22 protein-coding genes are annotated in these 24,253 nt (G+C 44.6%); all 22 read left to right on the top strand.

Translation table 11 applies throughout. The features are described 5' to 3' along the window. Window positions 1-187: 187 nt before the first annotated feature. The 22 genes from csrD (at window position 188) to rng (ending at window position 24,249) form a co-directional block, all read left to right on the top strand. Complete coding sequence (gene csrD / locus EX191_RS16285; RefSeq protein WP_085344274.1) at window positions 188-2,197, top strand: RNase E specificity factor CsrD; 2,010 nt, start codon at window positions 188-190, stop codon at window positions 2,195-2,197. Between the two features lie 11 nt (window positions 2,198-2,208). Then, window positions 2,209-3,654 (top strand): MSHA biogenesis protein MshI, encoded by a 1,446-nt coding sequence (locus tag EX191_RS16280; RefSeq protein ID WP_193448063.1) that lies wholly within the window; start codon window positions 2,209-2,211, stop codon window positions 3,652-3,654. Continuing rightward, a complete protein-coding gene (gene gspM, locus EX191_RS16275) occupies window positions 3,651-4,301 on the top strand; it encodes a type II secretion system protein GspM (RefSeq protein ID WP_047009166.1) in 651 nt (216 codons plus the stop codon). Before EX191_RS16280 ends, gspM begins: the two co-directional genes overlap by 4 nt. Further along, complete coding sequence (locus EX191_RS16270) at window positions 4,294-4,626, top strand: hypothetical protein (protein WP_046873588.1); 333 nt, start codon at window positions 4,294-4,296, stop codon at window positions 4,624-4,626. Before gspM ends, EX191_RS16270 begins: the two co-directional genes overlap by 8 nt. A 20-nt stretch (window positions 4,627-4,646) precedes the next feature. After that, on the top strand, window positions 4,647-6,290 hold the full coding sequence (gene mshL, locus EX191_RS16265; protein WP_074191839.1) for a pilus (MSHA type) biogenesis protein MshL: 1,644 nt from the start codon (window positions 4,647-4,649) through the stop codon (window positions 6,288-6,290). 44 nt (window positions 6,291-6,334) lie between these two features. Continuing rightward, the gene (locus EX191_RS16260) at window positions 6,335-7,180 is read left to right on the top strand and encodes an ExeA family protein (protein WP_193448062.1); all 846 of its coding nucleotides are present in this window, start codon (window positions 6,335-6,337) and stop codon (window positions 7,178-7,180) included. After that, window positions 7,177-8,271 carry a tetratricopeptide repeat protein gene (locus EX191_RS16255; protein ID WP_414718294.1) on the top strand — a complete coding sequence of 365 codons (1,095 nt, stop codon included), beginning with the start codon at window positions 7,177-7,179 and terminating at the stop codon, window positions 8,269-8,271. The genes EX191_RS16260 and EX191_RS16255 overlap by 4 nt, the downstream gene beginning before the upstream one ends. After that, on the top strand, window positions 8,268-9,992 hold the full coding sequence (locus tag EX191_RS16250) for an MSHA fimbrial ATPase MshE (protein ID WP_005397401.1): 1,725 nt from the start codon (window positions 8,268-8,270) through the stop codon (window positions 9,990-9,992). Before EX191_RS16255 ends, EX191_RS16250 begins: the two co-directional genes overlap by 4 nt. A gap of 8 nt (window positions 9,993-10,000) precedes the next feature. Further along, complete coding sequence (locus EX191_RS16245; protein ID WP_005397400.1) at window positions 10,001-11,224, top strand: type II secretion system F family protein; 1,224 nt, start codon at window positions 10,001-10,003, stop codon at window positions 11,222-11,224. Window positions 11,225-11,227: 3 nt separating this feature from the next. Continuing rightward, window positions 11,228-11,689 carry an MSHA biogenesis protein MshF gene (locus EX191_RS16240; protein ID WP_193448060.1) on the top strand — a complete coding sequence of 154 codons (462 nt, stop codon included), beginning with the start codon at window positions 11,228-11,230 and terminating at the stop codon, window positions 11,687-11,689. 291 nt (window positions 11,690-11,980) lie between these two features. After that, window positions 11,981-12,472, top strand: a complete 492-nt coding sequence (locus EX191_RS16235) for a type II secretion system protein (protein WP_193448059.1) — start codon at window positions 11,981-11,983, stop codon at window positions 12,470-12,472. Window positions 12,473-12,529: 57 nt separating this feature from the next. Further along, window positions 12,530-12,763 (top strand): MSHA biogenesis protein MshA, encoded by a 234-nt coding sequence (locus EX191_RS16230; RefSeq protein ID WP_193448058.1) that lies wholly within the window; start codon window positions 12,530-12,532, stop codon window positions 12,761-12,763. Between the two features lie 115 nt (window positions 12,764-12,878). After that, window positions 12,879-13,358 (top strand): type II secretion system protein, encoded by a 480-nt coding sequence (locus EX191_RS16225; RefSeq protein WP_048626843.1) that lies wholly within the window; start codon window positions 12,879-12,881, stop codon window positions 13,356-13,358. After that, a complete protein-coding gene (locus EX191_RS16220; protein ID WP_193448057.1) occupies window positions 13,355-13,954 on the top strand; it encodes a type II secretion system protein in 600 nt (199 codons plus the stop codon). The genes EX191_RS16225 and EX191_RS16220 overlap by 4 nt, the downstream gene beginning before the upstream one ends. Next, entirely contained in the window at window positions 13,954-14,667 is a 714-nt protein-coding gene (locus EX191_RS16215) for a PilW family protein (RefSeq protein ID WP_193448056.1), read from the top strand. Before EX191_RS16220 ends, EX191_RS16215 begins: the two co-directional genes overlap by 1 nt. Then, window positions 14,657-15,100, top strand: coding sequence for an MSHA biogenesis protein MshP (locus tag EX191_RS16210; protein ID WP_193448055.1), 444 nt, complete (start codon window positions 14,657-14,659; stop codon window positions 15,098-15,100). The genes EX191_RS16215 and EX191_RS16210 overlap by 11 nt, the downstream gene beginning before the upstream one ends. Continuing rightward, window positions 15,100-19,464 (top strand): DUF6701 domain-containing protein, encoded by a 4,365-nt coding sequence (locus EX191_RS16205; protein ID WP_193448054.1) that lies wholly within the window; start codon window positions 15,100-15,102, stop codon window positions 19,462-19,464. Before EX191_RS16210 ends, EX191_RS16205 begins: the two co-directional genes overlap by 1 nt. A 151-nt stretch (window positions 19,465-19,615) precedes the next feature. Beyond that, window positions 19,616-20,659 carry a rod shape-determining protein gene (locus EX191_RS16200; protein WP_005381144.1) on the top strand — a complete coding sequence of 348 codons (1,044 nt, stop codon included), beginning with the start codon at window positions 19,616-19,618 and terminating at the stop codon, window positions 20,657-20,659. A 150-nt stretch (window positions 20,660-20,809) separates the two neighbouring features. Next, window positions 20,810-21,709 carry a rod shape-determining protein MreC gene (mreC, locus tag EX191_RS16195; protein ID WP_046873599.1) on the top strand — a complete coding sequence of 300 codons (900 nt, stop codon included), beginning with the start codon at window positions 20,810-20,812 and terminating at the stop codon, window positions 21,707-21,709. Continuing rightward, window positions 21,699-22,187, top strand: coding sequence for a rod shape-determining protein MreD (gene mreD, locus EX191_RS16190; RefSeq protein WP_012841380.1), 489 nt, complete (start codon window positions 21,699-21,701; stop codon window positions 22,185-22,187). Before mreC ends, mreD begins: the two co-directional genes overlap by 11 nt. Before the next feature lie 4 nt (window positions 22,188-22,191). Further along, a complete protein-coding gene (locus tag EX191_RS16185; RefSeq protein ID WP_104970986.1) occupies window positions 22,192-22,761 on the top strand; it encodes a Maf family protein in 570 nt (189 codons plus the stop codon). Window positions 22,762-22,779: 18 nt separating this feature from the next. Continuing rightward, window positions 22,780-24,249: a ribonuclease G gene (gene rng / locus EX191_RS16180; protein ID WP_005381138.1), complete on the top strand. Its 1,470-nt coding sequence runs from the start codon at window positions 22,780-22,782 to the stop codon at window positions 24,247-24,249. Window positions 24,250-24,253 lie beyond the last annotated feature (4 nt).

The following is a 24,253-nucleotide window of genomic DNA, read 5'->3' as shown; positions in this document are numbered from 1 at the left end:
CGCTATCTAATGATCTCAAAGGCTTATCTCAGCAAGGTTAGGCGTAACAATAAAACTTATCAATGAGTGTGATGTTCTTTATGCTCCAGCCTCTCACTATCAGACGAATCCGATTGTTTGATGAACTCTTATCAAGTATAAATATTTCAATAAGGTATATGATGAATAAAAAAGGAATTTGGTATTCATGAGGTATACCCCAACTCTTAAGTTAAGCACACGGCTGGTGGCTTTTGTCACCATGATCGTCATCTGCGCCATGTTTATCTTGTTTGTCGGTGGCACCCTCTCTTTTAAACGTCTTGGGCAGGAATATCTCACCCATTATTTAGAAGGGATCGTAGAGGTGGTCGACAAGGAGATGGAAGATCCTGACGCTGCTTATTCTATGCAGCGCTGGATGCCGAAAATGCTGCAGGCTTCCAATATTGTCGAAATGACATTGTCGACCAACAATGCGGTTGTTTATCGCTTCAAAGATACTTCTCATCAAATGGAAGCGTCAGTCTTGTTTGAGACAGAATACCAACTGACTCACAATCAAGATTACACGATTCATTTTAAAGCGATCCCGCCTTACTTAGGTTACAGCTACTCAATGCAGGCGCTTTGGTCGATCACGCTTGCCGTTATCCTGATCATCTTCTGTTTAATGCGCGGTGTTGCGTGGCTTAAGGAGCAATTAGAAGGCTCTGAAATGCTCGAAGAGCGAGGCAGGATGATCCTTGCTGGTCGGGTAGAGCAGTATGCAAAAGGTGACAAAAAAGAATGGCCTTATACTGCCAGTGAAGCGCTCGATGTATTAATTGAAGAGTTACAAGATGCGCGTCAAGAGCGAAGCCGATTTGATACCTTTATTCGAACTCAAACCTTCCTTGATAAGTTAACAGGTACCGCCAATCGAGTGCTGTTTGATAGCAAACTGGAATCGGCGTTGCTAGAAAGTGGGGCTCGCGGTGCCGTGTTGCTGGTGCGCATTCAAGATTGGAAGTTGGTTGAAGAAGAGCAAGATAAGCAAATAACGGATGAGTTTATTGTTGAAGTTGGGAGTTTATTATCCAACTTAGTTCAGCGATACCCTGATGTTGTGTTTTCTCGTTATTACGATGCTGATTTTGCGTTATTTCTGCCGCATCAAAGTGCCAAAGATGTGGCTAATTTGGCATCACAATGCATTCGCCAGTTAGAAAAATTAATTCCGCCAGAGCCACTCGACCCAGACAACTGGTGCCATATAGGCATCACTACTTATAAAGAGGGTGAGCGACACAGCCAAATCATCGATGAAGCAGAGACAGCTTTGCGTAGTGCGCAACTACAAAATAACAATAATTGGAGTCGCTTCAAAAAATGGAACCACGATGAAGAAGCTCGCGGAAGTGTGAGGTGGAGAACGTTATTTGACACAGCACTTACACCAGAAAATGTGATACTCTACGCACAATCTGTGCACCCAATAAGTGATGCGACGCATAAAAAATCATTATATGAAGAGTTAACATGTCGGATTCGCGATCCTGAGAATGGCATTGTTAAAGCGTCTCGGTTTATTTCTGCGATCAGACAGGTTGGTTATGAAGCGCAAATGGATAAGTCAGTTATTAATAAATTCTTAAGAGAATTTAAGGATAATTTTGATAACTCGAGAGAGTATGCGCTCAATTTGAATGTAACGCCTTTTTCTAACCGAGAGTACTTTAAATGGTTTCGTGATGAACTCTTACAGTTGTCACGTGAACAGAGAAAGTGTCTCAGTTTTGAGTTTGTTGAAGCACAATTTGTAAGACACTTAGACTTTATGCGACCAGTCGCTAAAATGCTGGCCGGTTTAGGGTGCCACTTAATGGTTGGGCAGGCTGGACGAACCATCGTCAGCACTCACTATTTAAAAGAAGTGGATATTCGTTACCTTAAACTTCATCGCAGTTTAGTAGCAAAAATCGACCAGCGACATGAGAACCAGCTATTTGTCCGCAGCATGCTAGGTGCCGCGGCAAACAGTAAAACTAAAATCATAGCAGTGGGAATTGAGAATCAAAACGAGCTCAACACGTTAATTGAGCTCGGGGTTTATGGTGGGCAAGGGCGCTACTTTTCTGCAGAGCAGCAGTTTCTTCCTCGTCCACAAGCATTGCCAAGTTCTCAATCAGAATCCCAAGTGAAATTGGGAAGACGAAATCGCTGGCGTAAAAAATAAAAATAATAATCATGGATTTCAAAGCACTACTCGACAAGCTCAAACGATCATCTGGTGGTGGTCGTTCCTGCTTTTTGGTTATTCAGCCAGACGCCGTTTATTTATCATCTTCAATAAAAAGTGGCCGCCCATACCAATTTGATATTTCTGAATCCAATTGGGAGAAAGCCGTAGAGCAAGCATTGAGCGTTGCTGCGAGTGCGTATGATTCTCTGACGGTTGTCCTTTCTCATAACTATTATCAGATGTATCAAATTGACAAACCTGTCATGCCGCGCCAAGAATGGCCTGCAGCATTACCGTTTTTGTTGAAAGAACTGATCTCTGAGCGTGCCGTTGACATCATTGCAGATGCGGTAGAGTTACCCAATTCAACCAAAGTGCAAGCTTACGTCTTATCACGAAAAATGTTGGATAAGATCGTGTTACTGGCCAGTCGCGCCCAGTTGCCATTAGAAGCTATTCTTCCTGAAGACGACATTTGGGGAGAGACCGCAGGTGAACTAGGTAACTTCCTATTATTACAACGCAGTGTGCGTGGTCACTTCCGTATTAGCGCTTTTGTCGAAAATACTATCGCGTTCCATCGTTCGATTCGCAGTGTGACGCCACCGTTAACGGGTGTTCCGTCTAGCGAGTTACAGATGGATAGCCTCTCGTTAGAACTGCAACGTTCGATTGATTATCTTTCTTCTCAGTTGCGCCATGTGCAGCTGCATCAATTGAAAGTGTGTTGTGATGAGGAGGATGAGAGTGAGCTTGTTCAGTCTCTGAACTACCGTTTAAGCACTAAAGTTTCTCCGTTATTACCACCAGAACATGAGTTATCAGGACACGTTTTAACAGATGCTGCTGCGGCTTCTAATACTCGACGCGTTAACTTATACCCTGATTACTTAAAGCCGAAAAAAGAGCTCCTGACACTAAGAAATATCGCGTTATCTTGGGGTGTCGCGGCTGCGGCCATTCTACTCTCTTACGGCTATGTGACTTGGCAGAGCAGTGGTTTAGAAGATGAAATTGCTATTGTAAAAAGCAAAGGCGATATCATGAAGTCAGAGCTTGAACGCTATCAAGTCAAGCTACGTAAGCATCAACCCGACAATAATAAGCTGGCAGCTAAAGCCCGCTTAGAGCGTGAAGTCAAGGCGAAGCGAGACTCGCTTAAAGCCGTCGGGAAATACGATGACTCGCAGCGCACGGGTTACTCTGGCGTGATGCAATCATTAGCTAAGCTAGGAAACCAAGAAATTTCTTTGTCCGAAATTCGAATCAATAACCATACCTTAGATCTGAAGGGACTGGCGAAAAAGCCGAGCTCAGTACCAAGTTGGGTTAACCAATTTAAAACTGAGATTAGCTTGGTTGGCCGGACATTTGACGACGTCAAAATTGGCCGAAATGATAAGGATATTGTGACGTTTGAGCTAAAAACGCGCGAGGATAAAGAGAAATGAACGAATTCTGGCTCTCATTAGAAGAGCGCTTTGGCGAAATGAGCGCGCGTGAAAAATTGCTTATCGCGCTGTGTGGTTTAGTTGTCGTGATCATGTTGCTTTTTACGCTGGTACTGGAACCAAAGCTTAACGAGATCATCAGTAATGAGAGGCAACTAAGCAATTTAAAGCAAGCCAATCAAAAGATTGAAATCGACACGCTACGTATTCAAGCGCAGCTGAAGAAAGATCCAAACGCTGAGATTGATCGCTCGATATCTAACCTGCTAACAGAAAGTCAGCACCTTTCGATGCAGCTAGCGGAGATCATCGAACACCTTATTACACCTTCGCAAATGGCTGAGCTGCTGGAAAATGTATTAGAGCAGCAAAGTGGCATTCACCTTTTGTCTTTGCAAACTTTGCCATCTGAGCCAATTACGGAAGATAAAGAAGCATCGCAATACTCTGGTTACTACGTACACCCTGTACGTATGGAGCTGACTGGCGACTACTTTTCTATTGCCAATTACCTAAATAAGTTGGAGAGCCTTCCTGCCAGTTATTATTGGCGCAGCTTTAGTTACAAAGTCGAAGAGTACCCGAAAGCGAAGCTTGTGCTGGAAGTCTACACACTAGGATCTCGAGAGGAGTTTATTGGTGGTTAAAAAACTCATCATCTCATTGCTTGTCATGGCAGCGGCAGGAACCGCTTGGGCGAACCAAGATCCAACGGCACCACTTGGCTGGGAAAAGCCTGCGGTTGAAACGTCAGCGAAACCAAAAGCAAAACAGTACCGACTGCCTACGCTCAACAGTATTGTGTGTAAGCCAAGTACTGCTTGTGTCGCGATTATGGATAACAAGCTTGTTGAAAAAGGCGAGCTATTTAAGGGTTATCGCGTCGCGAGCATTAATAGTGAATTTGTAACTTTAAAGCGTGGTAACCGTCAGTGGGACCTAGAGCTTTTTGGTTTAAACGTAAAAAAATAATAACCAGAGCCTGATCAGATATGCGCAAATTAGTTGTAGGAATAACGATTGCTTCTTTAATGGGATGTTCAATGGGTCATCGTGACCCAGTGGAAGTCAAAGAAGCGCTCAATGAATCTATCAATCAAGCGAACAGCCGCACGTTAGAAGAAATTCCTTCTTCTGTCGAAGCGGACCTGATGCCTAACTTAGACTCGAATGTTGCTTCAGAGCAAGGCACCTCGAAGCGTTTCCGTATTCAAGCGAATGCGGTCGATGCACGAAGCTTTTTTGCCTCGCTAGTCAAAGGCACTGAGTACAGCGTGGCGATTCATCCAGCGGTACAAGGTAATATCACCGTCAACTTGTCAGATGTTACGTTGGATGAAGTCCTGAGCGTTGTACAGAACATGTATGGCTATGATGTGGTGAAGTCTGGCAAAGTTATTCAAATCTACCCTGCTGGTATGCGTACGGTAACCATTCCTGTTGATTACCTCCAGTTCAAACGCTCTGGCCGATCATTGACGAGCATTGTCACGGGCTCAGTGACCTCGGCTGGTACGTCTAATTCTGGCGGTAGCTCAGACAGTTCTGACTCATCAGACTCTGACAATGGAAGTAACAACGGCGATAGCTCGACGACTTCTACGGGCGGTACGCGCATCGAAACCATCACTGAAAGTGACTTCTGGCCGATGCTGCAGCAAGCCGTTGCGAATCTAATTGGTTCAGGCAAAGGACAAAGCGTTGTCGTAACACCACAAGCAGGAGTGATTACGGTTCGAGCGTTTCCAGATGATATTCGAGAAGTCCGTGAGTTCTTAGGTGTATCGCAGGAGCGCATGCAGCGTCAGGTCATTCTTGAAGCTAAAATTCTAGAAGTGACGTTGAATGATGGCTACCAACAAGGCATCAACTGGTCGAACTTATCGGCGTCAATTGGTAACTCGGGTAGTGTCGTCGTGAACCGCCCTGCATCGGCATTACCACCGTTGGATGCGATTGGCACGCTATTGGGCGGCCAAACCAACGTGACTATCTCTGATGGCAACTTCAATGCTGTGTTGAGTTTTATGTCTACGCAAGGTGACTTGAACGTTCTTTCGAGCCCTCGTATTACCGCAGCCAACAACCAAAAGTCGGTCATCAAAGTGGGTACCGATGAGTATTTTGTTACCGAGTTATCGAGCAATGCAGGCAACGGTGAAAACTCAAATGCCGTTCCAGAAGTGGAATTGACACCATTCTTCTCAGGTATCTCTCTCGATGTGACTCCGCAAATTGATAACAAAGGCAATGTGTTCCTGCATGTTCACCCTGCGGTTATTGAAGTCTCGGAAGAAGTGAAGAAATTGAACTTGGGCGGTGAGTTCCAAAACATCCAATTGCCATTGGCAAAAAGCTCTATTCGTGAATCTGACTCGGTTATTCGTGCTAAAGATGGCGATGTTGTGGTTATCGGCGGTTTGATGAAACAGCAAAATCGTGAGCTTGTTTCTAAAGTCCCATTCTTAGGCGATGTGCCCGCATTGGGGCATTTGTTCCGCAACGTAAATAACGTGACTGAGAAAACAGAATTGGTCATCTTGCTAAAACCGACCGTAGTTGGTGTGAACTCTTGGCAGAAAGAGCTAGAGCGCTCTCGTGATCTGCTGCAAGAGTGGTTCCCAGATGCGCAATAAGCGCGGGGAAAGGTTCCGTTTTTCAATGAGTTTGTGATTCGAGTATGTACTTGTCACATTTTGGATTTCGAGTTCAGCCTTTTTCGTTAACCCCAAACACAGAAATGTTCTTGGGGTTAGTCCCTCACTATGAGGCGATCCAAACCATTTTAGCCGCTGTGCAAATGGGAGAAGGGGTGATTAAGGTGACAGGAGAAGTCGGCACCGGAAAAACCATGGTGTGTCGTAAGTTAATTGAGCAGATTGAATCTGAAGTCGAGCTGATTTACTTACCCAATCCAGTTTTGAATGGAGAGCAGTTGCAGTTTGCTGTCGCCAGAGAGTTAGGCATCGAGAACGATGACCCGCTACGTATTGTTTCTCTCATTCAAGAACACCTGATTCAAGTGCATTCTGCGGGAAAGAAAACCGTCTTGATCGTCGATGAAGCGCAAGCTCTTTCTCCACAAGCTTTAGAAACATTGCGTCTGTTCGGTAACCTAGAAACGGAACAAGATAAACTCATTCAACTGGTGTTATTCGGACAACCTGAGTTGGATGAGCGGTTAGCCAGCCACGAGCTAAGGCAGTTTCGTCAACGTATTACGTTTAGTTGTCAGCTGCGTCCTCTTTCTATCGATGAAGGCGTGGCTTACATCAATAATCGTTTAGACAAGGCAGGCAATGGAGCGCACATTTTTTCTATTGAGCAGAAAAAAGCTATTTGGCGTTCATCCATGGGGATTCCACGTTTGATCAACCAAATTAGCCACAAGTCGTTGCTTGCGGCATTTAATGATCGTTGCACACTATTAAAAAATCATCACATTTACGCAGCTATGCACGATACGTTTGATGCCCGTAAACCTAAGTTTAAAACACCCGTATTTTGGGGATGGAGTCAACCTTGAGTGCCATCAATAAAGCATTATCAGAACTCGCTGAAAAAACATCACCGTCAGAGCTTACTCGTGCGGACATTCCCAACGTTTCACGCAGTAAACCTTGGCTTTGGCTCGTTGCCGGTTTCTCGTTAAGCCTTGCGGTGGGCGGCTGGGCGGTCTCTCGCGGTCCTATCCCTTCAGGCGAGCTTTCATCTGCTCAAACAGAAACCATGCTATTGTCGCCAGTGAATGCTTTGTCAATCACATCATCAGAGCGTACTCATTCGCCAACGAGTAAAATGACGCCCGAGACAGCCCATGTGGTTTACACGAAGCCAGTGACACAACCGGCTGCGCAACAGCTTCATATGCCAGAGGCTGATAGGTTCACGCCAAGAGCGGAGGTAAATGCGGTCTCTGAAGATGCAGTGCTACTCGCGCAAGTGGCAACGATGCCAAGCGATAAGCAATCTAATCACGTAACCCGCACGACAGCAGAAAACAGTTCAATGCGTATTGAGCAGGTTGAGTTGACGCACCGCCAGCTATCTCTTAAAGCGGTTAGCCGAGCGGAAAAAGCACTGGATGCTAACGATATGCAAACGGCGTTGTCGGCTTATGCTGAGGCGTTACGTTATGAGCCAATGAATGCAGACACGCGTCAAAAATTATCGGCGTTGTACTTTGGCAAAGGCGACACGCGTAAAGCGTATGAGATTATCCAAGAAGGGATCAACCTTGACACGAACAACCAAGTACTTCGTTTAGCCTTGTCTAAGTTGTTAGTGAAAGCTAATCAACCTGAAGCGGCGCTGAGTCCGCTTGTGCATTTGCCTCCAATACCAAGTCGAGATTACTTGGCGATGCGTGCGGCATTGGCACAAAAACACAAGCAGAATGATATTGCGCTTGAGAGTTATCAACTCCTTACTCAGCGTGAGCCGGAAAATGCGCGCTGGTGGCTAGGTTTAGCGATTCAACAAGAGCGCGCGCTGACGTTTACCGCCGCGATCAACTCTTACAACCAAGCTCTGGGTAAAGTTGGCATTTCGAATCAATCGCAAGCGTTTATTCGTGACCGTTTGAGCATCTTGAAACAGCTGGAGAATGCACAATGAAAATTCAGTTGAGAAAACGCTTAGGCGATCTTCTGGTTGAAGAAGGCATCGTCTCTGAAGAACAAATTCAGCAAGCACTAAACGCACAACGTAGTACCGGGCAGAAGCTAGGCGATGCGTTAATTGATCTCGGCTTTATTACTGAGAAGCAAATGTTGGACTTCTTGTCCCAACAACTTGGTTTGCCATTGATCGATCTTGGTCGTGCCCCTGTGGATGCGGAAGCGGTACAGATTCTACCTGAGGTACACGCACGTCGCTTACGTGCGATGGTCGTTGCTCGAAATGGGGACACGTTGCGCGTTGCTATGAGTGACCCTGCAGATTTGTTCATCCAAGAGTCACTGATGAATTTGCTAGGTGAATACAACCTTGAGTTCATTGTGGCTTCAGAGCGCCAACTCATTTCAAGCTTTGACCGCTATTATCGCCGCACTAAAGAGATCGCTTCTTTCGCGGAACAATTGCATGAAGAGCATAAAGACGAGCAAAGCTTCGATTACGGTATTGATGGAACCGACAGTGAGGAAGTTACCGTTGTAAAGCTGGTTAATTCCATGTTTGAAGATGCGGTACAAGTCGGGGCATCGGATATTCATATTGAGCCAGACGATCAGATATTGCGCTTACGTCAGCGTATTGATGGTGTACTGCATGAAACCATCCTGAATGAAGTGAATATCGCATCGGCTTTGGTTCTTCGATTGAAGTTGATGGCGCACCTAGACATCTCTGAGAAGCGCTTGCCACAAGATGGCCGATTCAATATCAAAGTGCGTGGTCAATCAATCGATATTCGTATGTCGACGCTACCAACGCAATACGGGGAGTCCGTGGTAATGCGTCTGCTTAACCAGTCTGCTGGTTTGCGTCCATTAGAAGAGTCAGGTTTGCCGCCAGATTTGCTTGCTCGTTTACGTCGACAGTTGGCTCGTCCGCACGGCATGATCTTGGTGACGGGGCCGACAGGTTCAGGTAAAACCACCACGCTTTACGGCGCATTAAGTGAGCTCAACGAGCCAGGGAAAAAGATCATTACAGCAGAAGATCCGGTCGAATACCGTTTGCCTCGCATCACTCAGGTACAGGTAAACAGTAAGATCGATCTGACTTTCTCGCGTGTGCTTCGAACCTTCTTGCGTCAAGACCCAGACATCATTCTCGTCGGTGAGATGCGTGACCAAGAGACGGTAGAAATTGGTCTACGAGCTGCATTAACGGGCCACTTAGTATTGAGCACTCTTCACACCAATGATGCTGTCGACAGTGCGTTACGCATGATCGATATGGGCGCACCGGGTTACTTGGTTGCTAGTGCGGTCAGAGCTGTGGTGGCGCAGCGTCTTGTTCGCCGTGTTTGTCCAGATTGCAAAACAGAAGACCATCTAGACGAGTCACGCCAACAGTGGTTAGCTGGGCGTTTTCCAAACCAAGTGGGCACCACTTTTTATAAAGGTGCAGGCTGTCAAAACTGTAACTTGACTGGCTATCGAGGCCGAATCGGTGTGTTTGAAATGCTCGAACTGGAGCAAGAAATGATGGATAAACTGCGCGCCAATGATGCGGTTGGCTTTGCCCAAGCCGCGCGTCGCTCAGAAAACTATAAGCCGCTGCTTGCCTCGGCGATGGAACTGGCGCTGCAAGGCACCGTCAGCTTGGATGAAGTGATGACCCTAGGTGAAGGTGACGCTTCTGGTAAGACTGATCCCATTTTCATATAGGTAAGTGAATGCCAACTTTTCGTTATCAAGGTCGTACTCTAGACGGCTCATCCACTAACGGCAAAATCGAGGCAGTGAACTCAGAAGCTGCAGCGGAAGCGTTGATGAACAAAGGGGTCATCCCGCTCAATGTGCGGTTAGAGAAAGAGTCGGCAAAAAGCCAAGTGAGCTTGTCTAAGCTATTTGTGCCAGCCATTCCATTGGAAGTGATCATTCTTTTCTCTCGCCAGTTGTTTAGCTTAACTAAAGCGGGCGTACCGTTGCTGCGTTCTATGCGTGGCCTGCTGCAAAATTGTGAAAACAAACAGCTCAAAGAGGCACTGGAAGATGTCGTTTCTGAACTGAGTAATGGCCGAGGTTTGTCTTCTGCGATGCAGCAACACAGCAAAGTATTCAGCCCACTGTTCGTTTCTATGATCAATGTAGGCGAGAATACGGGTCGACTCGATCAAGCGCTATTGCAACTGGCAAATTACTACGAGCAGGAACTCGAGACTCGCAAACGCATCAAAGCGGCGATGCGTTATCCGACGTTTGTGATTATCTTTATTACCATCGCCATGTTTATATTGAATATCTTGGTGATCCCTGAGTTTGCATCGATGTTTACGCGCTTTGGTGTTGAGTTACCACTGCCGACGCGTATTTTGATCGCTACTTCTAATTTCTTTGTTAATTATTGGGTGTTGTTGATTGTGGCAATGATTGGCGCGTTTGCGGTTTTCAGAGCCTGGGTGGCGACGGCTGATGGTCGGGAAAAGTTCGATAAGTTTCGGCTTCGGCTGCCAATTGTGGGCGATATCGTTAATCGCGCGCAGCTTTCCCGTTTTGCCAGAACCTTCTCGTTGATGCTTAAGTCAGGCGTTCCACTTAACCAGTCTTTAGCTTTAGCCGGGGAAGCTCTGGGGAACCGCTTTTTAGAAAATCGAATTCTTGAGATGAAATCCGCGATTGAAGCGGGTAGCACCATCTCAGTGACTGCCATCAACAGTAAAATCTTTACCCCTTTGGTGATTCAGATGATTGCAGTAGGGGAAGAAACCGGTCGTATTGATGAGCTGCTGCTAGAAGTGTCGGATTTTTACGATAGAGAAGTTGATTACGATCTAAAAACACTAACCGCAAGAATAGAACCGCTACTTTTGGTGATTGTCGCCGGCATGGTCATGGTGCTAGCACTGGGTATCTTCCTGCCAATGTGGGGAATGCTAGACATCATCAAAGGCGGCTAATAGGTGGTTGAAAATCAAAGTCGAGCGACGCTAATCGTTTTTGGGGTAATTGCTACCATCATTACTGTTGGCTTGGCGGTCAAATTACGTCCTGTTACCGAGCAGGCGCAAGTGACCGGAGCGAAGTTGGCGAGAGTTTGGATGCAAGATAGTGTTCAGCGTTATCGTCAAGCTTGGTTAGTACAAGGCGAGCCAAAACATATGCTGATGGATGGTTTTAATCTCACCATGACTGAGGGCGGGCTAGTGTCTCCCTTTACTCAACAAGGTGTTTTAGATTGTGGTTATTGGCTAGCAGTGCATTATCCACAACGTAAAATAATGACCAATAAGTTAATAGATATCAGTGGAGCTATCAAAACTGATCGTTATGTCTGTCACTATACTTATGAAAATGGTCAGTCGATTGTAGTTATTTCAACAGCTAATCAACTGAAAATAGACGTCGAAATGTCGGCGGAGTGAATTTTTTGACACCTAATCACTATAATTGGTAATGAAAGTCGGTATAATGCAATCATTACCATAAGTAAGACGCTGTAATAGAGGGTAAACAATAATGTGTTTTTCTCATTGCAGCATGAACTGAATAATGGCGAATCGTCATTCTGCTCAAGCGGTAGATACAGTATCCACTTCACGGTCAGTTTTAGTGAACGTTGCTGCCCCAAACCGTTTTGACAATATCCAAAATGGTCGCGTGACCTAAACGAAACTTTGCAGTTGTACTGCATGCTTACATAGAGAGAGTAAACAATGAAAAGACAAGGTGGTTTCACCCTTATCGAATTGGTAGTGGTAATTGTAATCCTAGGTATTCTAGCGGTAACTGCAGCACCACGTTTCCTTAACCTGCAAGATGATGCACGTAAAGCTGCAAACCAAGGCCTTAAAGGCGCCATTGATGGTGCAGCTGGCATTACTTATGGTAAAGCTGCTGTAGAAGGTAAAGAATCTTTGACTGCAGAAGGTACGAAAGTAGAGGATATTACGATCTACCTAGGTTACCCAACGGCTGACGAAAATGGTTTGGGTAAGGCAGTACAAGGATTAGATGAAGATTGGGTTCTTATTTCAGAAACAGAGCGTACAGACGCAAAAGATAAGAAAAATGGTACTGCAGGTACAATTACTTATGCATCTGAGGATAAAGCTGCTGAGTGTGTTAAGTACTCTGAATCATACTATGATGCAGATGGTGCGCTAATTCCTGCTAAAACAGAGATATCCACTTCTTGTACTAAATAATAGTGGTTTGTTTGATTTTAAAGGGGTCATAATGGCCCCTTTCTAAGGCGTGCTTAAGTGAGAATAGTAAAGGGCTTATCCCGCATTGAACTTGTAGTCATACTAGTTTTAATAGCTATAACTGGGTATATCGTATTACCCAGTTATGTAAGTTTCGAACCAGAAACTTACGAAGCAAAATGGGAGCAAACCAAGCAAACCGCGGAGCACGTTTCTGAGACGCTAAGCAACAAAGAAACTTACGATCGAATTGAAGAAGAAATTGGTCGTTCAAAGGGGCAAAATAACTAGACATTGGTTATTTGTTTGTCTGTTCACACTTCGGATCGAAAAATTATAAACCTATCATTAATCTCATAATTTCATCGTATACTTATCTCGCTTGTTCTAAGCCTAAGGTTGGGTTATGAAAATTCGCAGCTCTGCATTAGGGTTCACGTTAATGGAGTTAATCCTAGTGATCGTCCTCCTTTCTATCCTTTCACTTTTTGCAGCCAGCCGTTTTATGGGCTCTGGCAGTTTTTCTGCATATGCATTACAAGAACGTGTGATTTCTGTGATTCGCCAAGTGCAGGTGAATCGTATGCAGTCGAATGTTGAGAAACCTGATGATAACTTTCGTTTGCAAGTTTCTAGCTCATGTGTTGGTTCAGTTGCTGCCTGCGCACTAATAGGTAGTGCACAAGATGCCCGTAGTGACGTGGTTATCGATAAGTCCGCAAAGTTTTCCGTTATCAGCGGTGCCGCAAATACAATTAATTTTAACCTTCTCGGCAATCCTGTAAGTGGTGCTGTAAACATCTTAATTGAAGATAAACATGGTCGAAGCCGCTGCCAAGTTGAAATTAATACTCAAGGCTATGTTTCTAAAGGTACATGCTCATGAAGAAATCTAGTGGCATGACGTTAATAGAAATGATCATCGCGATTGTTTTGATGGGTATTGCGATGGTGGCGTTTACTTCTTTTCTTGTCCCTCAAATTCGAGATTCCGCCATTCCTCATTATCAAACTCGTGCCGCTGCATTAGGCCAAGGTTTTATGTCTCAGATATTGGCGCGAGGCTTTGATGAAAACAGCGATTTTGATGGTGGTACTGTTCGATGTGGCGAGCCCAAAGACAGCCCTCATCCCGATAATCCTTTGAATTTATGCTCTTCGACTTTAGGTGTGGATACTGACTACGGAGAGGATGCATCAAATCCGAGTTCTTTCAACGATGTCGATGACTATATCGGGTGTTGGAGCACATCTACAACGGCTTCTCAGTGTGATGGTATCCCTAGAGGGAATATTAGTGATGTACTTGGTGCGGATAGTACTGAGCAGTACAAAAACTTTAGATTAGAAGTTAGCGTTGCCTATGATGATCTGACGGATAAAACTCCCGATGAAATAACCGAATTCAAAAAAGTAACATTACGGATTTTTGCGGGGAACACGCAGCCCCTTACTTTAACAGCTATTAAGGGGAACTACTGATGAAAGATCGTGGTTTCACCTTAATGGAAATGATAGTTACGATTGTGGTCGGCAGCTTCATCATGTTAGGGATAGCTGGCTATGTCCAGTTAGGAATGAAAGGATACGCTGATACTATCGATCGCCAACGAATACAAACGCAGGCTCAGTTTGTTTTAGAAAAGATGACGCGTGAAATCCGCCATGCTGTACCTAATAGTTTTCATGTTCCAAAGGATGCTTCCCATTGCTTAGAGTTTGTTCCGATTGAGTATTCTGGTTTTTACACGTTTAAGAATAATGACTTAGAGTTTTTGCTAGGTAATGACTCAACGCTTAATCCTATTCCTGCGAATCGCAGGATGGTGATAAATCCGAGCCGATATGAAGATTTACAATCAACTTCTTCGCGAAATATAGCCATTGGTGGTTTAGCTAAAACAGGTAAGGTTTTTGTTGTTAGTGGGGGGGCAAGTACGATTACGGGGTCCTCTGTTTCTAGCCGTCTTTATATTTATCAAGAGAAGTCAGAGGTTCGCTACTGTTTTGATAATAAAGAAGTTAGGCGGAATGATATTACGGTTGCAGATAGTGTCGACACGTCCGTAAGTGGTATGCGTTATCTAGAGCCTACTCTGCAACGAGGTGGTTTAGTTCATATCAATCTAGAGTTTGAGCAGGATGGTGAACGTAGTGTGTATCAACAAGATGTGCAGGTGCTCAATGTCCCATAGAAGAAACTCCAGCGGAAATGTACTAATCATCGTGTTGTTCGTCATTATTGTAATGGGATATTTGGCTTCCTCTTTAATGAAAGTGACATGGTCGAATCAAAGCGGATTAACAAGAGAGTTTTTGGGAACAAAAGCTTGGTTTATCGCCCAATCTGCCAATGAGTGGGCGCTTACTCAGCTTTATCCATTACACGGAACCAGCGCTGCGCTTACAACGCTTTGTTCAGATGACGTCGATGGTGAGACGCCTGACGTAGCCCAGGGAACAGGGTGTGAGTTAAAAGCGATGACATGTTCAGAAATAGGTACCTTTAATAAAGGTGCCTCAGATGCAGAATCTCTGTTTAAGGTGCAAGCCACGGCAACTTGTGGCTCCGGGGTGACAAAAGTTCAGCGCCAGCAAGAGATTTGGGTTCGGGAGTATCAACAATAATGAAAAAGATAATTATCTTGTTAGCGTTTTCGCTAATGTTGCCAAATATTACGTTTGCTTCGCAGTGCAGTGTGAAAGGGCAAAATGATTTTACAATCACATTTAATGTGAATGGTAGTGATAACTTTCAAGCTCTCAAATTAAAGCAAGGGAATCACGGCTATTTTGCATGGTATACAAAAGAGTTTCAGGAAGACACTCGAAAATGGGAGTACTTGTTTAATGATCAAGTCAAAAATGGTGAAAATTACGAGCTAAAGATCACCCACTCAGCCGATTCGGATAAATTGGATTACTTTCTTAGGGTGCAAGGTGCGAAGCATTATCAGTTAATTGAGACTATCCAAAAAGATCTCAAACCAGGAGATTATAGAACTCTGGTAAAGGGGCGAGGTATCTCTAATATCGAGTGTTCTGATAAAGTTGATCCAGTTCAACCCGAGTTACCTGATGAGGTGTGTCAATATTTCCCGGAGCCAATACAAGGATGGAAAGGTTCTGAAAGTACGCTAAATGTCACAAATGACAGTGCTCAAGCGATAGGCTGGTCCGATAATTACTTAAATACACCGAGCAATATCTACCGTTATCAAGAAAACTGGAATAATGGGAAAAGTTGGGACAATGTCCGTGTTGGCTTTGACAAGGGAGTGAATCCTTGGCCTTTATATTGGAACCCTGAGACACAGGTTTGTGATGGTTTTGGTTGTTTTCCAAAGGATGGTCTTTCAGGTTCAGGTGAAAATGAGGGTAATGATGGCCTAACGGATACACGTAAAGCTCAAGCACCGATAAGTTTCCCAGAAAGTTATGGGAGCTTTGATTTATATGTTAGCTCTCAACGCTATGGTAGCGGGGTGAGTGCTCAGCCAAAAATTAAAAAGATATGTGATGATAATCCAAATATTTGTAGCTTTGAGTTTTACGCACATAACAAAGCTAAAATTAAGGTGCTAAGTAGTTTAAAGTCGTTAACTATAAATCAAGATGGTGGAACCAAGTTTAGTGAATTAACGGTTCAGGTTGCTGACAAGATTCAAATAGAAAAACTTGATATAACAAAAGGGTTACACGTTGTTTTCGAAACGTTGGATAACTCAATTTTAACGGTAGATTCCTGGAGTGAGCATACTGGAGATACTAAGTTTTTATTTGGTCAAAACTCAAGAATTAATATTGCATCTTCATTTGTGATGAGTAATCAAATGGACATCAGCAATAAAAATAGAGTTCTTTTATATGGTCCCGATGCGAATGTAAGTTTTCATACGAAAACGAATGAGTTTTATGGTTTTATATTAGCGAAAACGGTTAGCTTTAATAACCCTATTACTGTTTATGGAGCTGTCACCTCTCAAAACCTCACTATGAAAAATAGAGTTGTTGTTGATAAACCTGACTATTCATGTGCGCCACCTCCACCCGTTGTTCAGTGTAAAGATCTGCCGTTAGAAGAGTTTAAAACATCAGAGATTAAAAATTGGTCTGTAATGGGTTATGGCGCAAGTACAAAACCAAGCGTGGATCGTTATAAAGGACGATTTGTATTGAATGCCAACAAGACCAAACAGGCGACTGCATCGGCGTATAACTACACATTCCCATCGGATGAAAACTATCTGGAAATCGAGTTTGATCACTATGCTTATGGTGGTGGATATAATGGTGGTGATGGTATGGCATTAGTTATTTCTGATGCGAACGTACCTCCGAAGACTGGTGCTTTTGGTGGACCACTCGGTTACGGCATGAAATTATACAAAAACCATTATAATGAAGTAGATCACGATGTTGAGGGGTTTGCTGGTGGTTGGCTTGCCATTGGCATCGATGAATACGGCAACTTTAATCGTGAAGGTGGGGAAAGTCTTTGGAATCGATCTCTACCAAATAGTGTAGCAGTTAGAGGTGCTGGAGCTCAAGATGAGAGCGGCCGATGGTTAAAAGGTTATTCGTGGATTGATGCTAAGCAATTTAATTCTGCGATAGACGGACGACAATTTACCCCCCATCGATATAAAATCGTTCTTGACGCGCGAAAATCAGGCAGAATTAACTTGTCTGTCTCAAGAAGAGTAGGAACAAGTAAAAGCTGGGAGACAGTTATTCCGAAGTTTGATGTATTAAAGAAAGGTAACTTTAATTACACGCCAGAGAATTTTAGGATTTCGGTGACGGCATCTACAGGGGCATCGAAAAACACCCATGAAATGGATAACTTCCAAGTTTGTGCGGATAAGTATCAAAAAATAACACAAGGTATTCATCACTTCGAGTTTGATTACACGGGGACGGGAAGTATCTGTCAGGCCTCAAAGATTGAACTAAAAGCTTGTATGGATGAAGCATGTAAAGATACTTACCCAAGTTCAATTATTGCTAATAACCCTGATGCGGATGTTAAACCGGTTACTGTGACATTATCTCCACCATCATCATCCACACATACCTGGAGAGATGGAGATGTTGTGACATTTTCTGATACGAAAGAGCTCTACTTGCAAGCGCATAAATCTGGTCACGTGAAGTTAGGTATAGCAAAAAGTAACATCATTCAATTTGGATTCCAAAATGCGAAGTGCCGTGTGGGTGGTGTGCTATCTGAGGAGAATTGTAATCTTCTTTTCAATGGCGATGCGTTAGGTGTTGAGATTCCAAATAAGGTAGCGGGCAAAGCATTCTTTGATGAGAACGGAAGTACTAACTATCAACCAGAAAGGCAACCTTATTTAGAATATTGTGGATCTGCACAGCAATCTAATAGTGATGGTGAAGATCGCAATATCATATTGTCATTGGAGCAAGTTGAGCCTAGTGAGCGCAGAGTGTCGGTTCCTGCGAAGGTTGCATTTAAGGACCGAAATGGTGTTTTTAGCGGTGAAGTGAGCGTTGCACCAGGAAAGGCAGTAACAGTAGAAAATGTTTACTTTAATGATAAAGGGCAAGCTGAATTTAACTTGAAATATCCTGAGGTAGGGAAAGCGGTTCTTCGTGCTCAAATCCAAGGCGAAACCCAATCACAAGGCGAAAATAGCTTTGTGAGTTTTCCTGCATACTTGAGCTTATCCTCAACGGAAGGGGATTGTGCTAGTAATTCATGTAGCAATGGCTTTGTTGCTGCTGGAGACACGTTTGATATGGTTGTCAGTGCTCATCAGTTTGATGGTTCACTAGCTAAAAATTATCAACAAGATGGACTCACAATTAGTCATTCAGTGACATACCCTGCAGTTGGAGGTGTATCGTTAGGCGTACTAGGGGTCGATAAGTACAACCATACGATACCAAAAGATGGAGATATCACGAGTAAAGTAACGATTGAACAAACCGTATCTGAAGTTGGGGCGTTTAAGTTTGTTGTTACTCCTCCAGAGCTTTATTTGGGGGCCGATGATTTCACCATTGCTCCCGCTCAAAAGATCTTGGGGCGTTTTTATCCTAAGTACTTTAAGGTTTATCAAAGCAAAGACGCTGATTGGGCATATCCGAATGGTCAAACATTCACATACATGGCACAGCCTTTTGGGGTCAGTAAGCTATTTGTTGAGGCGTTAAATGCCGATAAAGGTAAGGTTGTTAACTATTCTTTCTTTGATCGTGAGCTGTGGGCTTTATTCAATATTGTTGATTTAAGTAGTCATAAAGACCGTTTTGAAGCGTTAAAAACGTATTCAGGAACGTGGAAAAATGCGAACGGAAGTGCGTTAGTTGAATCTCGCAGTGTAGGTGAATATACAGGCAGCGCTGCTGATGGGTTAATTATGACGAAAGGCAGTAATACCAACTATCCCGATGGACCGTTTAACTTAAACGAACTAGGACAAAACACGCAGCTGTCAATTGCTGGGGCAAGTAGTGCAGACCCAGTATTGGTGTTAGACAGAGAATCAACATTGAAGCCTCAACCCGACATCCGCTTTGGTCGTGTTGATCTAGATGATGTTGGTGGTAACCAAGGCACGACATTACATGTACCACTCCGAGTGGAGTACTGGAATGGTAGCCGCTTTATCGCCAACCCTGATGACAATCAAACCGATGTGAAAGGTGTCACTGCCGCTGAAACGCATATCTGGCCAACAGGTACTGATGCTGATCCTAAAGCGGTTACACTAGGAGCTGGTCGTACCGTTTCCTCAGGTTCTTCTCGTTCTGTTACTGCAACTCAAGCTGAACCATACCGTCAGCAAACGCGCGTTTGGTTAGATCTTGATGATTCAAAAAATGGTTTACCTTGGCTCAAGTACAACTGGGATAATGACAAAGCGGGAGAAGAAAACCCATCCACCGTCGTCACCTTCGGTATTCACCGTGGTAATGACCGTGTGATTTACCGTGGTGAGCCTGGGTTAACCGGACAGTAACAACTTAGGTTTTTGCCCTTAAGTTAGGAAACTGCAAGAAATTGAGGCTTTCTGCTCATGTTTGTGTACCAATACCTTGCTGTGACAGCGAGGCATTGGTACATTTAGAGCAATTTTTGTCTTCTATATTTTTGCAGGATGAGCGAAGAGTATGTTTAAGAAACTTCGTGGCATGTTTTCTAACGATCTATCTATCGATTTAGGTACAGCCAACACTCTAATTTACGTAAAAGGGCAAGGTATTGTCCTTGATGAACCTTCTGTAGTTGCTATTCGTCAAGATCGTGTAGGTTCTGCAAAAAGCGTTGCTGCAGTCGGTCACGCAGCAAAACAGATGCTTGGTCGTACACCTGGCAACATTTCCGCTATCCGCCCAATGAAAGACGGCGTAATCGCTGATTTCTACGTAACCGAAAAAATGCTTCAGCACTTTATCAAACAAGTGCATGACAACAGCATCCTAAAGCCAAGCCCACGTGTTCTTGTTTGTGTTCCTTGTGGTTCTACCCAAGTTGAGCGTCGCGCAATTCGTGAATCAGCTCTCGGTGCTGGCGCGCGTGAAGTTTACCTAATCGACGAGCCAATGGCGGCAGCAATTGGTGCAGGCCTGCGCGTGTCTGAGCCGACTGGTTCAATGGTGGTAGATATCGGTGGTGGTACAACTGAAGTTGCCGTTATCTCTCTAAACGGTGTGGTTTACTCATCGTCTGTACGTATCGGTGGTGACCGCTTTGATGAAGCGGTAATTAACTACGTACGTCGTAACTACGGCAGCTTGATTGGTGAAGCCACGGCTGAAAAGATCAAACACGAAATCGGTTCTGCTTACCCTGGCGATGAAGTTCAAGAGATTGAAGTTCGCGGTCGCAACCTTGCAGAGGGTGTGCCACGCAGCTTTAGCCTGAACTCAAACGAGATCCTAGAAGCGCTTCAAGAGCCGCTATCTGGCATCGTCTCAGCAGTCATGGTTGCACTAGAGCAGTGTCCACCAGAGCTTGCTTCAGACATTTCTGAAAACGGCATGGTTCTGACTGGTGGTGGCGCGCTACTGAAAGATCTCGATCGTCTATTAATGGAAGAAACCGGTATCCCTGTGGTTATCGCGGAAGATCCACTAACGTGTGTTGCGCGTGGTGGCGGTAAAGCACTAGAAATGATCGACATGCACGGTGGCGATCTGTTCTCTGAAGAATAAAGGTTTAGGTGAAGCTCATGTCGGGCTTCACCTTCATTTCTGCTCTCTCTGTAATTCAAACATGCTCCATACCTAAAAGTATTTATTTAAGTATTTTTAGGTTGCCAAGTAAGGCTCAATAATCATGGAAGCAATCAGGTCAAAAACAAGATGAAACCGATTTTTGGCAGAGGTCCGTCTCTGCAATTACGTCTGTTTTTTGCTGTCATCGTGTCGGCGAGCTTAATGCTGGCTGATAGTCGTCTAGATACGTTTTCCAACGTCCGATACTTATTGAACAGTATGGTTGCGCCCATTCAATACGCAGCCAATTTGCCTCGCAGCATGTTCGATGGCGTATTTGAACGTTTTAATACTCGTCAGGCATTAGTTGAAGGCAATCGCAACTTAAAGCGAGAAGTGCTACGCCTGAAAAGCGAGCTGATCTTGCTCGATCAATATAAAGAAGAAAACCAACGTCTACGCAAATTGTTAGGCTCTTCATTTGTCCGGGATGAAAAGAAAGTCGTAACTGAAGTGATGGCGGTTGATACCTCACCTTATCGTCATCAAGTGGTGATTGATAAAGGACAAATAGACGGTGTGTACGTCGGACAGCCAGTGATCAACGAAAAAGGCATTGTTGGTCAGGTCACGTTTGTCGCAGCGCACAACGCACGTGTTCTGTTGCTAACGGATGCGAAAAATGCGATTCCTGTCCAGGTGATCCGTAACGATATTCGAGTGATCGCGTCGGGCAATGGTGAAATGGATGAAATCCAACTGGAGCACATTCCAACCAGTACTGATATTCAGGTTGGCGATCTATTGGTGACATCCGGCCTAGGTGGGATTTACCCAGAGGGGTACCCAGTCGCGACGGTTACCAATGTGGATCACGATACGCGCCAAGAGTTTGCGTCAATCAAGGCTGAGCCAGTTGTAGAGTTTGATCGTTTACGTTACCTACTGCTGATTTGGCCGAATGAAGATCGTCAACACAAAGTGCTGCGATCCAATGTGGAAGAAGGGTTAGAGCAAGAAGAGCAAGAGGTAACTGATGGCCAATAATGTAGTGAGTAGCCGAATGGTGATTGGTGTCAGTTTCTTCGTTGCGCTGGTATTACAAACCATTCCGTGGCCAGGAGTGTTAGATGTTTTACGTCCATCATGGTTGTTCCTTGTTACGTGTTATTGGGTGTTGGCACTGCCGCACCGAGTGAACGTTGGAACCGCGCTAGTGCTGGGCTTATTATGGGATATCTTGATCGGCTCAACGCTTGGAATTCGCGGCATGATGATGTCGATTGTCATCTATCTGGTGGCGTTGAATTTCCTATTGATTCGTAACATGGCATTGTGGCAACAGTCGATTTTAATTGCCTTTTTTACTGCGTTATTGGAAGTTTTGATATTCTGTGGGGAATATTTGAACCAGGACGTAGTATTTAATCCATTATCTCTGTGGACGGCAGCAATAAACTGTATACTTTGGCCATGGATGTTTTTATTAATGCGACGAGTTCGTCGTGCATGGCACGTAAGGTAAAGCGGTGAAGAAAAGCTTATCTCTCGTTCTCGCTTCGGGTTCTCCGAGAAGAAAAGAGCTGCTTGCTCAACTAGGTTATGACTTTGAGATCGTATTGCCTGATATTGAGGAAGCTAAACAGGCTCATGAGCAAGCACGAGATTACGTGTTGCGTCTTTCTTTGGAAAAAGCTCAGGCAGGCTTAGCGTTGGCTAAGCCTGATTCCGTTGTATTGGGCTCTGATACGGTCGTAGTATGCGATGACCGTGTGCTAGAAAAACCAAAAAGTTTTGAAGATTCAAAGCGTATGCTTACTGACTTATCGGGTCGTCGTCATCAAGTGATGACTGCGGTGAGTGTCGTATCATCGGAACAACAACATTCAGTGGTCGTCACCACTGACGTGTGGTTCAAACAACTGACTCACGAAGAAATCGAACAATATTGGCAGTCAGGAGAGCCATGCGATAAAGCTGGAAGTTATGGTATTCAGGGACTCGGAGGGCGATTTGTCACCCGAATCGAAGGCAGTTATCACGCTGTAGTAGGCTTACCTTTGTTCGAAACCGATCAGCTAATTCAAGAATTTTTATAATTGTTTTGAGGTGTGCACATGAGTGCAGAATTGCTGCTTAACGTGACCCCGAGTGAAACTCGTGTGGCCATGATTGAAGGTGGAGTACTACAAGAAATACATATCGAGCGCGAATCGCGTCGCGGCATTGTGGGCAATATATACAAAGGCAAAGTCAGCCGAGTACTGCCAGGTATGCAAGCGGCTTTCGTCGATATCGGTTTAGATAAAGCGGCGTTTTTACATGCGTCAGATATTGTCCCGCATACCGAATGTGTGGCAGAGAACGAAAAACAGCAGTTTCAAGTCCGTGATATCTCTGAGCTGGTACGTCAGGGGCAAGACATTGTTGTACAAGTGGTCAAAGATCCGCTCGGTACGAAAGGCGCGCGTTTAACGACGGATATCACCTTACCTTCGCGTTATCTTGTTTTTATGCCGGGGGCCAGTCATGTCGGTGTTTCGCAGCGTATTGAGAGTGAGAAAGAGCGCGAGCGTCTGAAAAAAGTGGTGAATCATTACTGTGATGAGCACGGTGGTTTTATCATTCGTACCGCAGCGGAAGGCGCAGATGAAAAAGAGCTTTCTCAAGACGCGGCATTTCTTAAGCGCTTGTGGCTAAAAGTCATGGAGCGTCGTTCAAAATACAAAACGCGTTCAACGCTTTACGGTGAACTTGGTTTAGCCCAGCGCATTCTGCGTGATTTTGTCGGCACAGAGCTCGATAAAATCATGGTCGACTCCCGCCTCGAATATGAAAACCTGAAAGAATTCACTTCTGAGTATGTACCTGAGTTAACAGACAAGCTTGAGCTTTACGAAGGTGACAAGCCAATCTTTGACATGTACGACACCGAGAATGAAATTCAGCGTTCTTTAGAGCGCAAGGTTGAGCTAAAGTCGGGTGGCTACTTGATCATCGATCAAACTGAAGCCATGACAACTATCGACATCAACACTGGTGCATTTGTTGGTCGTCGTAATCTTGAAGAGACCATCTTTAATACCAACATTGAGGCAACGCAAGCTATTGCTCGTCAGCTGCGTTTGCGTAATCTTGGCGGCATCATCATCATCGACTTTATCGATATGGCATCCGAAGAGCACCGTCAGCGAGTGCTTACCTCATTGGAAACCGCACTGGCTAAAGACCGAGTAAAAACCAACATCAACGGCTTTACTCAGCTCGGCTTAGTCGAGATGACGCGTAAGCGCACACGAGAAAGTATTGAACATATCTTGTGTTCTGGCTGTCCTACTTGTGAGGGCCGTGGTAGCGTGAAAACGGTTGAAACCGTGTGCTTTGAGATATTACGCGAGATTACTCGTGTAAACCGTGCTTACGACGCCGATAATTTTGTTGTGTACGCATCGCCGTTTGTCGCTGAAGCGCTGTTGGGTGATGAGTCTCATGCATTGGCTGAGCTCGAAGTATTTATTGGCAAGCAAGTGCGAGTTCAGGCTGAGCCCCTGTACATTCAGGAACAGTTTGACGTCGTAATGATGTAATTTG

This window comes from Vibrio chemaguriensis (assembly GCF_012275705.1).
Lineage (GTDB): Bacteria > Pseudomonadota > Gammaproteobacteria > Enterobacterales > Vibrionaceae > Vibrio > Vibrio diabolicus.
The sequence above is the reverse complement of the archived record's forward strand: the minus strand, read 5'-3'. Positions and strand labels throughout refer to the sequence as shown.

Coding starts and splice junctions, on each gene's coding strand:
- csrD (WP_085344274.1), top strand. CDS start 188: ATGAGGTATACCCCAACTCTTAAGTTAAGCACACGGCTGGTGGCTTTT.
- EX191_RS16280 (WP_193448063.1), top strand. CDS start 2,209: ATGGATTTCAAAGCACTACTCGACAAGCTCAAACGATCATCTGGTGGT.
- gspM (WP_047009166.1), top strand. CDS start 3,651: ATGAACGAATTCTGGCTCTCATTAGAAGAGCGCTTTGGCGAAATGAGC.
- mshL (WP_074191839.1), top strand. CDS start 4,647: ATGCGCAAATTAGTTGTAGGAATAACGATTGCTTCTTTAATGGGATGT.
- EX191_RS16260 (WP_193448062.1), top strand. CDS start 6,335: ATGTACTTGTCACATTTTGGATTTCGAGTTCAGCCTTTTTCGTTAACC.
- EX191_RS16250 (WP_005397401.1), top strand. CDS start 8,268: ATGAAAATTCAGTTGAGAAAACGCTTAGGCGATCTTCTGGTTGAAGAA.
- EX191_RS16245 (WP_005397400.1), top strand. CDS start 10,001: ATGCCAACTTTTCGTTATCAAGGTCGTACTCTAGACGGCTCATCCACT.
- EX191_RS16235 (WP_193448059.1), top strand. CDS start 11,981: ATGAAAAGACAAGGTGGTTTCACCCTTATCGAATTGGTAGTGGTAATT.
- EX191_RS16225 (WP_048626843.1), top strand. CDS start 12,879: ATGAAAATTCGCAGCTCTGCATTAGGGTTCACGTTAATGGAGTTAATC.
- EX191_RS16220 (WP_193448057.1), top strand. CDS start 13,355: ATGAAGAAATCTAGTGGCATGACGTTAATAGAAATGATCATCGCGATT.
- EX191_RS16215 (WP_193448056.1), top strand. CDS start 13,954: ATGAAAGATCGTGGTTTCACCTTAATGGAAATGATAGTTACGATTGTG.
- EX191_RS16210 (WP_193448055.1), top strand. CDS start 14,657: ATGTCCCATAGAAGAAACTCCAGCGGAAATGTACTAATCATCGTGTTG.
- EX191_RS16205 (WP_193448054.1), top strand. CDS start 15,100: ATGAAAAAGATAATTATCTTGTTAGCGTTTTCGCTAATGTTGCCAAAT.
- EX191_RS16200 (WP_005381144.1), top strand. CDS start 19,616: ATGTTTAAGAAACTTCGTGGCATGTTTTCTAACGATCTATCTATCGAT.
- mreC (WP_046873599.1), top strand. CDS start 20,810: ATGAAACCGATTTTTGGCAGAGGTCCGTCTCTGCAATTACGTCTGTTT.
- mreD (WP_012841380.1), top strand. CDS start 21,699: ATGGCCAATAATGTAGTGAGTAGCCGAATGGTGATTGGTGTCAGTTTC.
- rng (WP_005381138.1), top strand. CDS start 22,780: ATGAGTGCAGAATTGCTGCTTAACGTGACCCCGAGTGAAACTCGTGTG.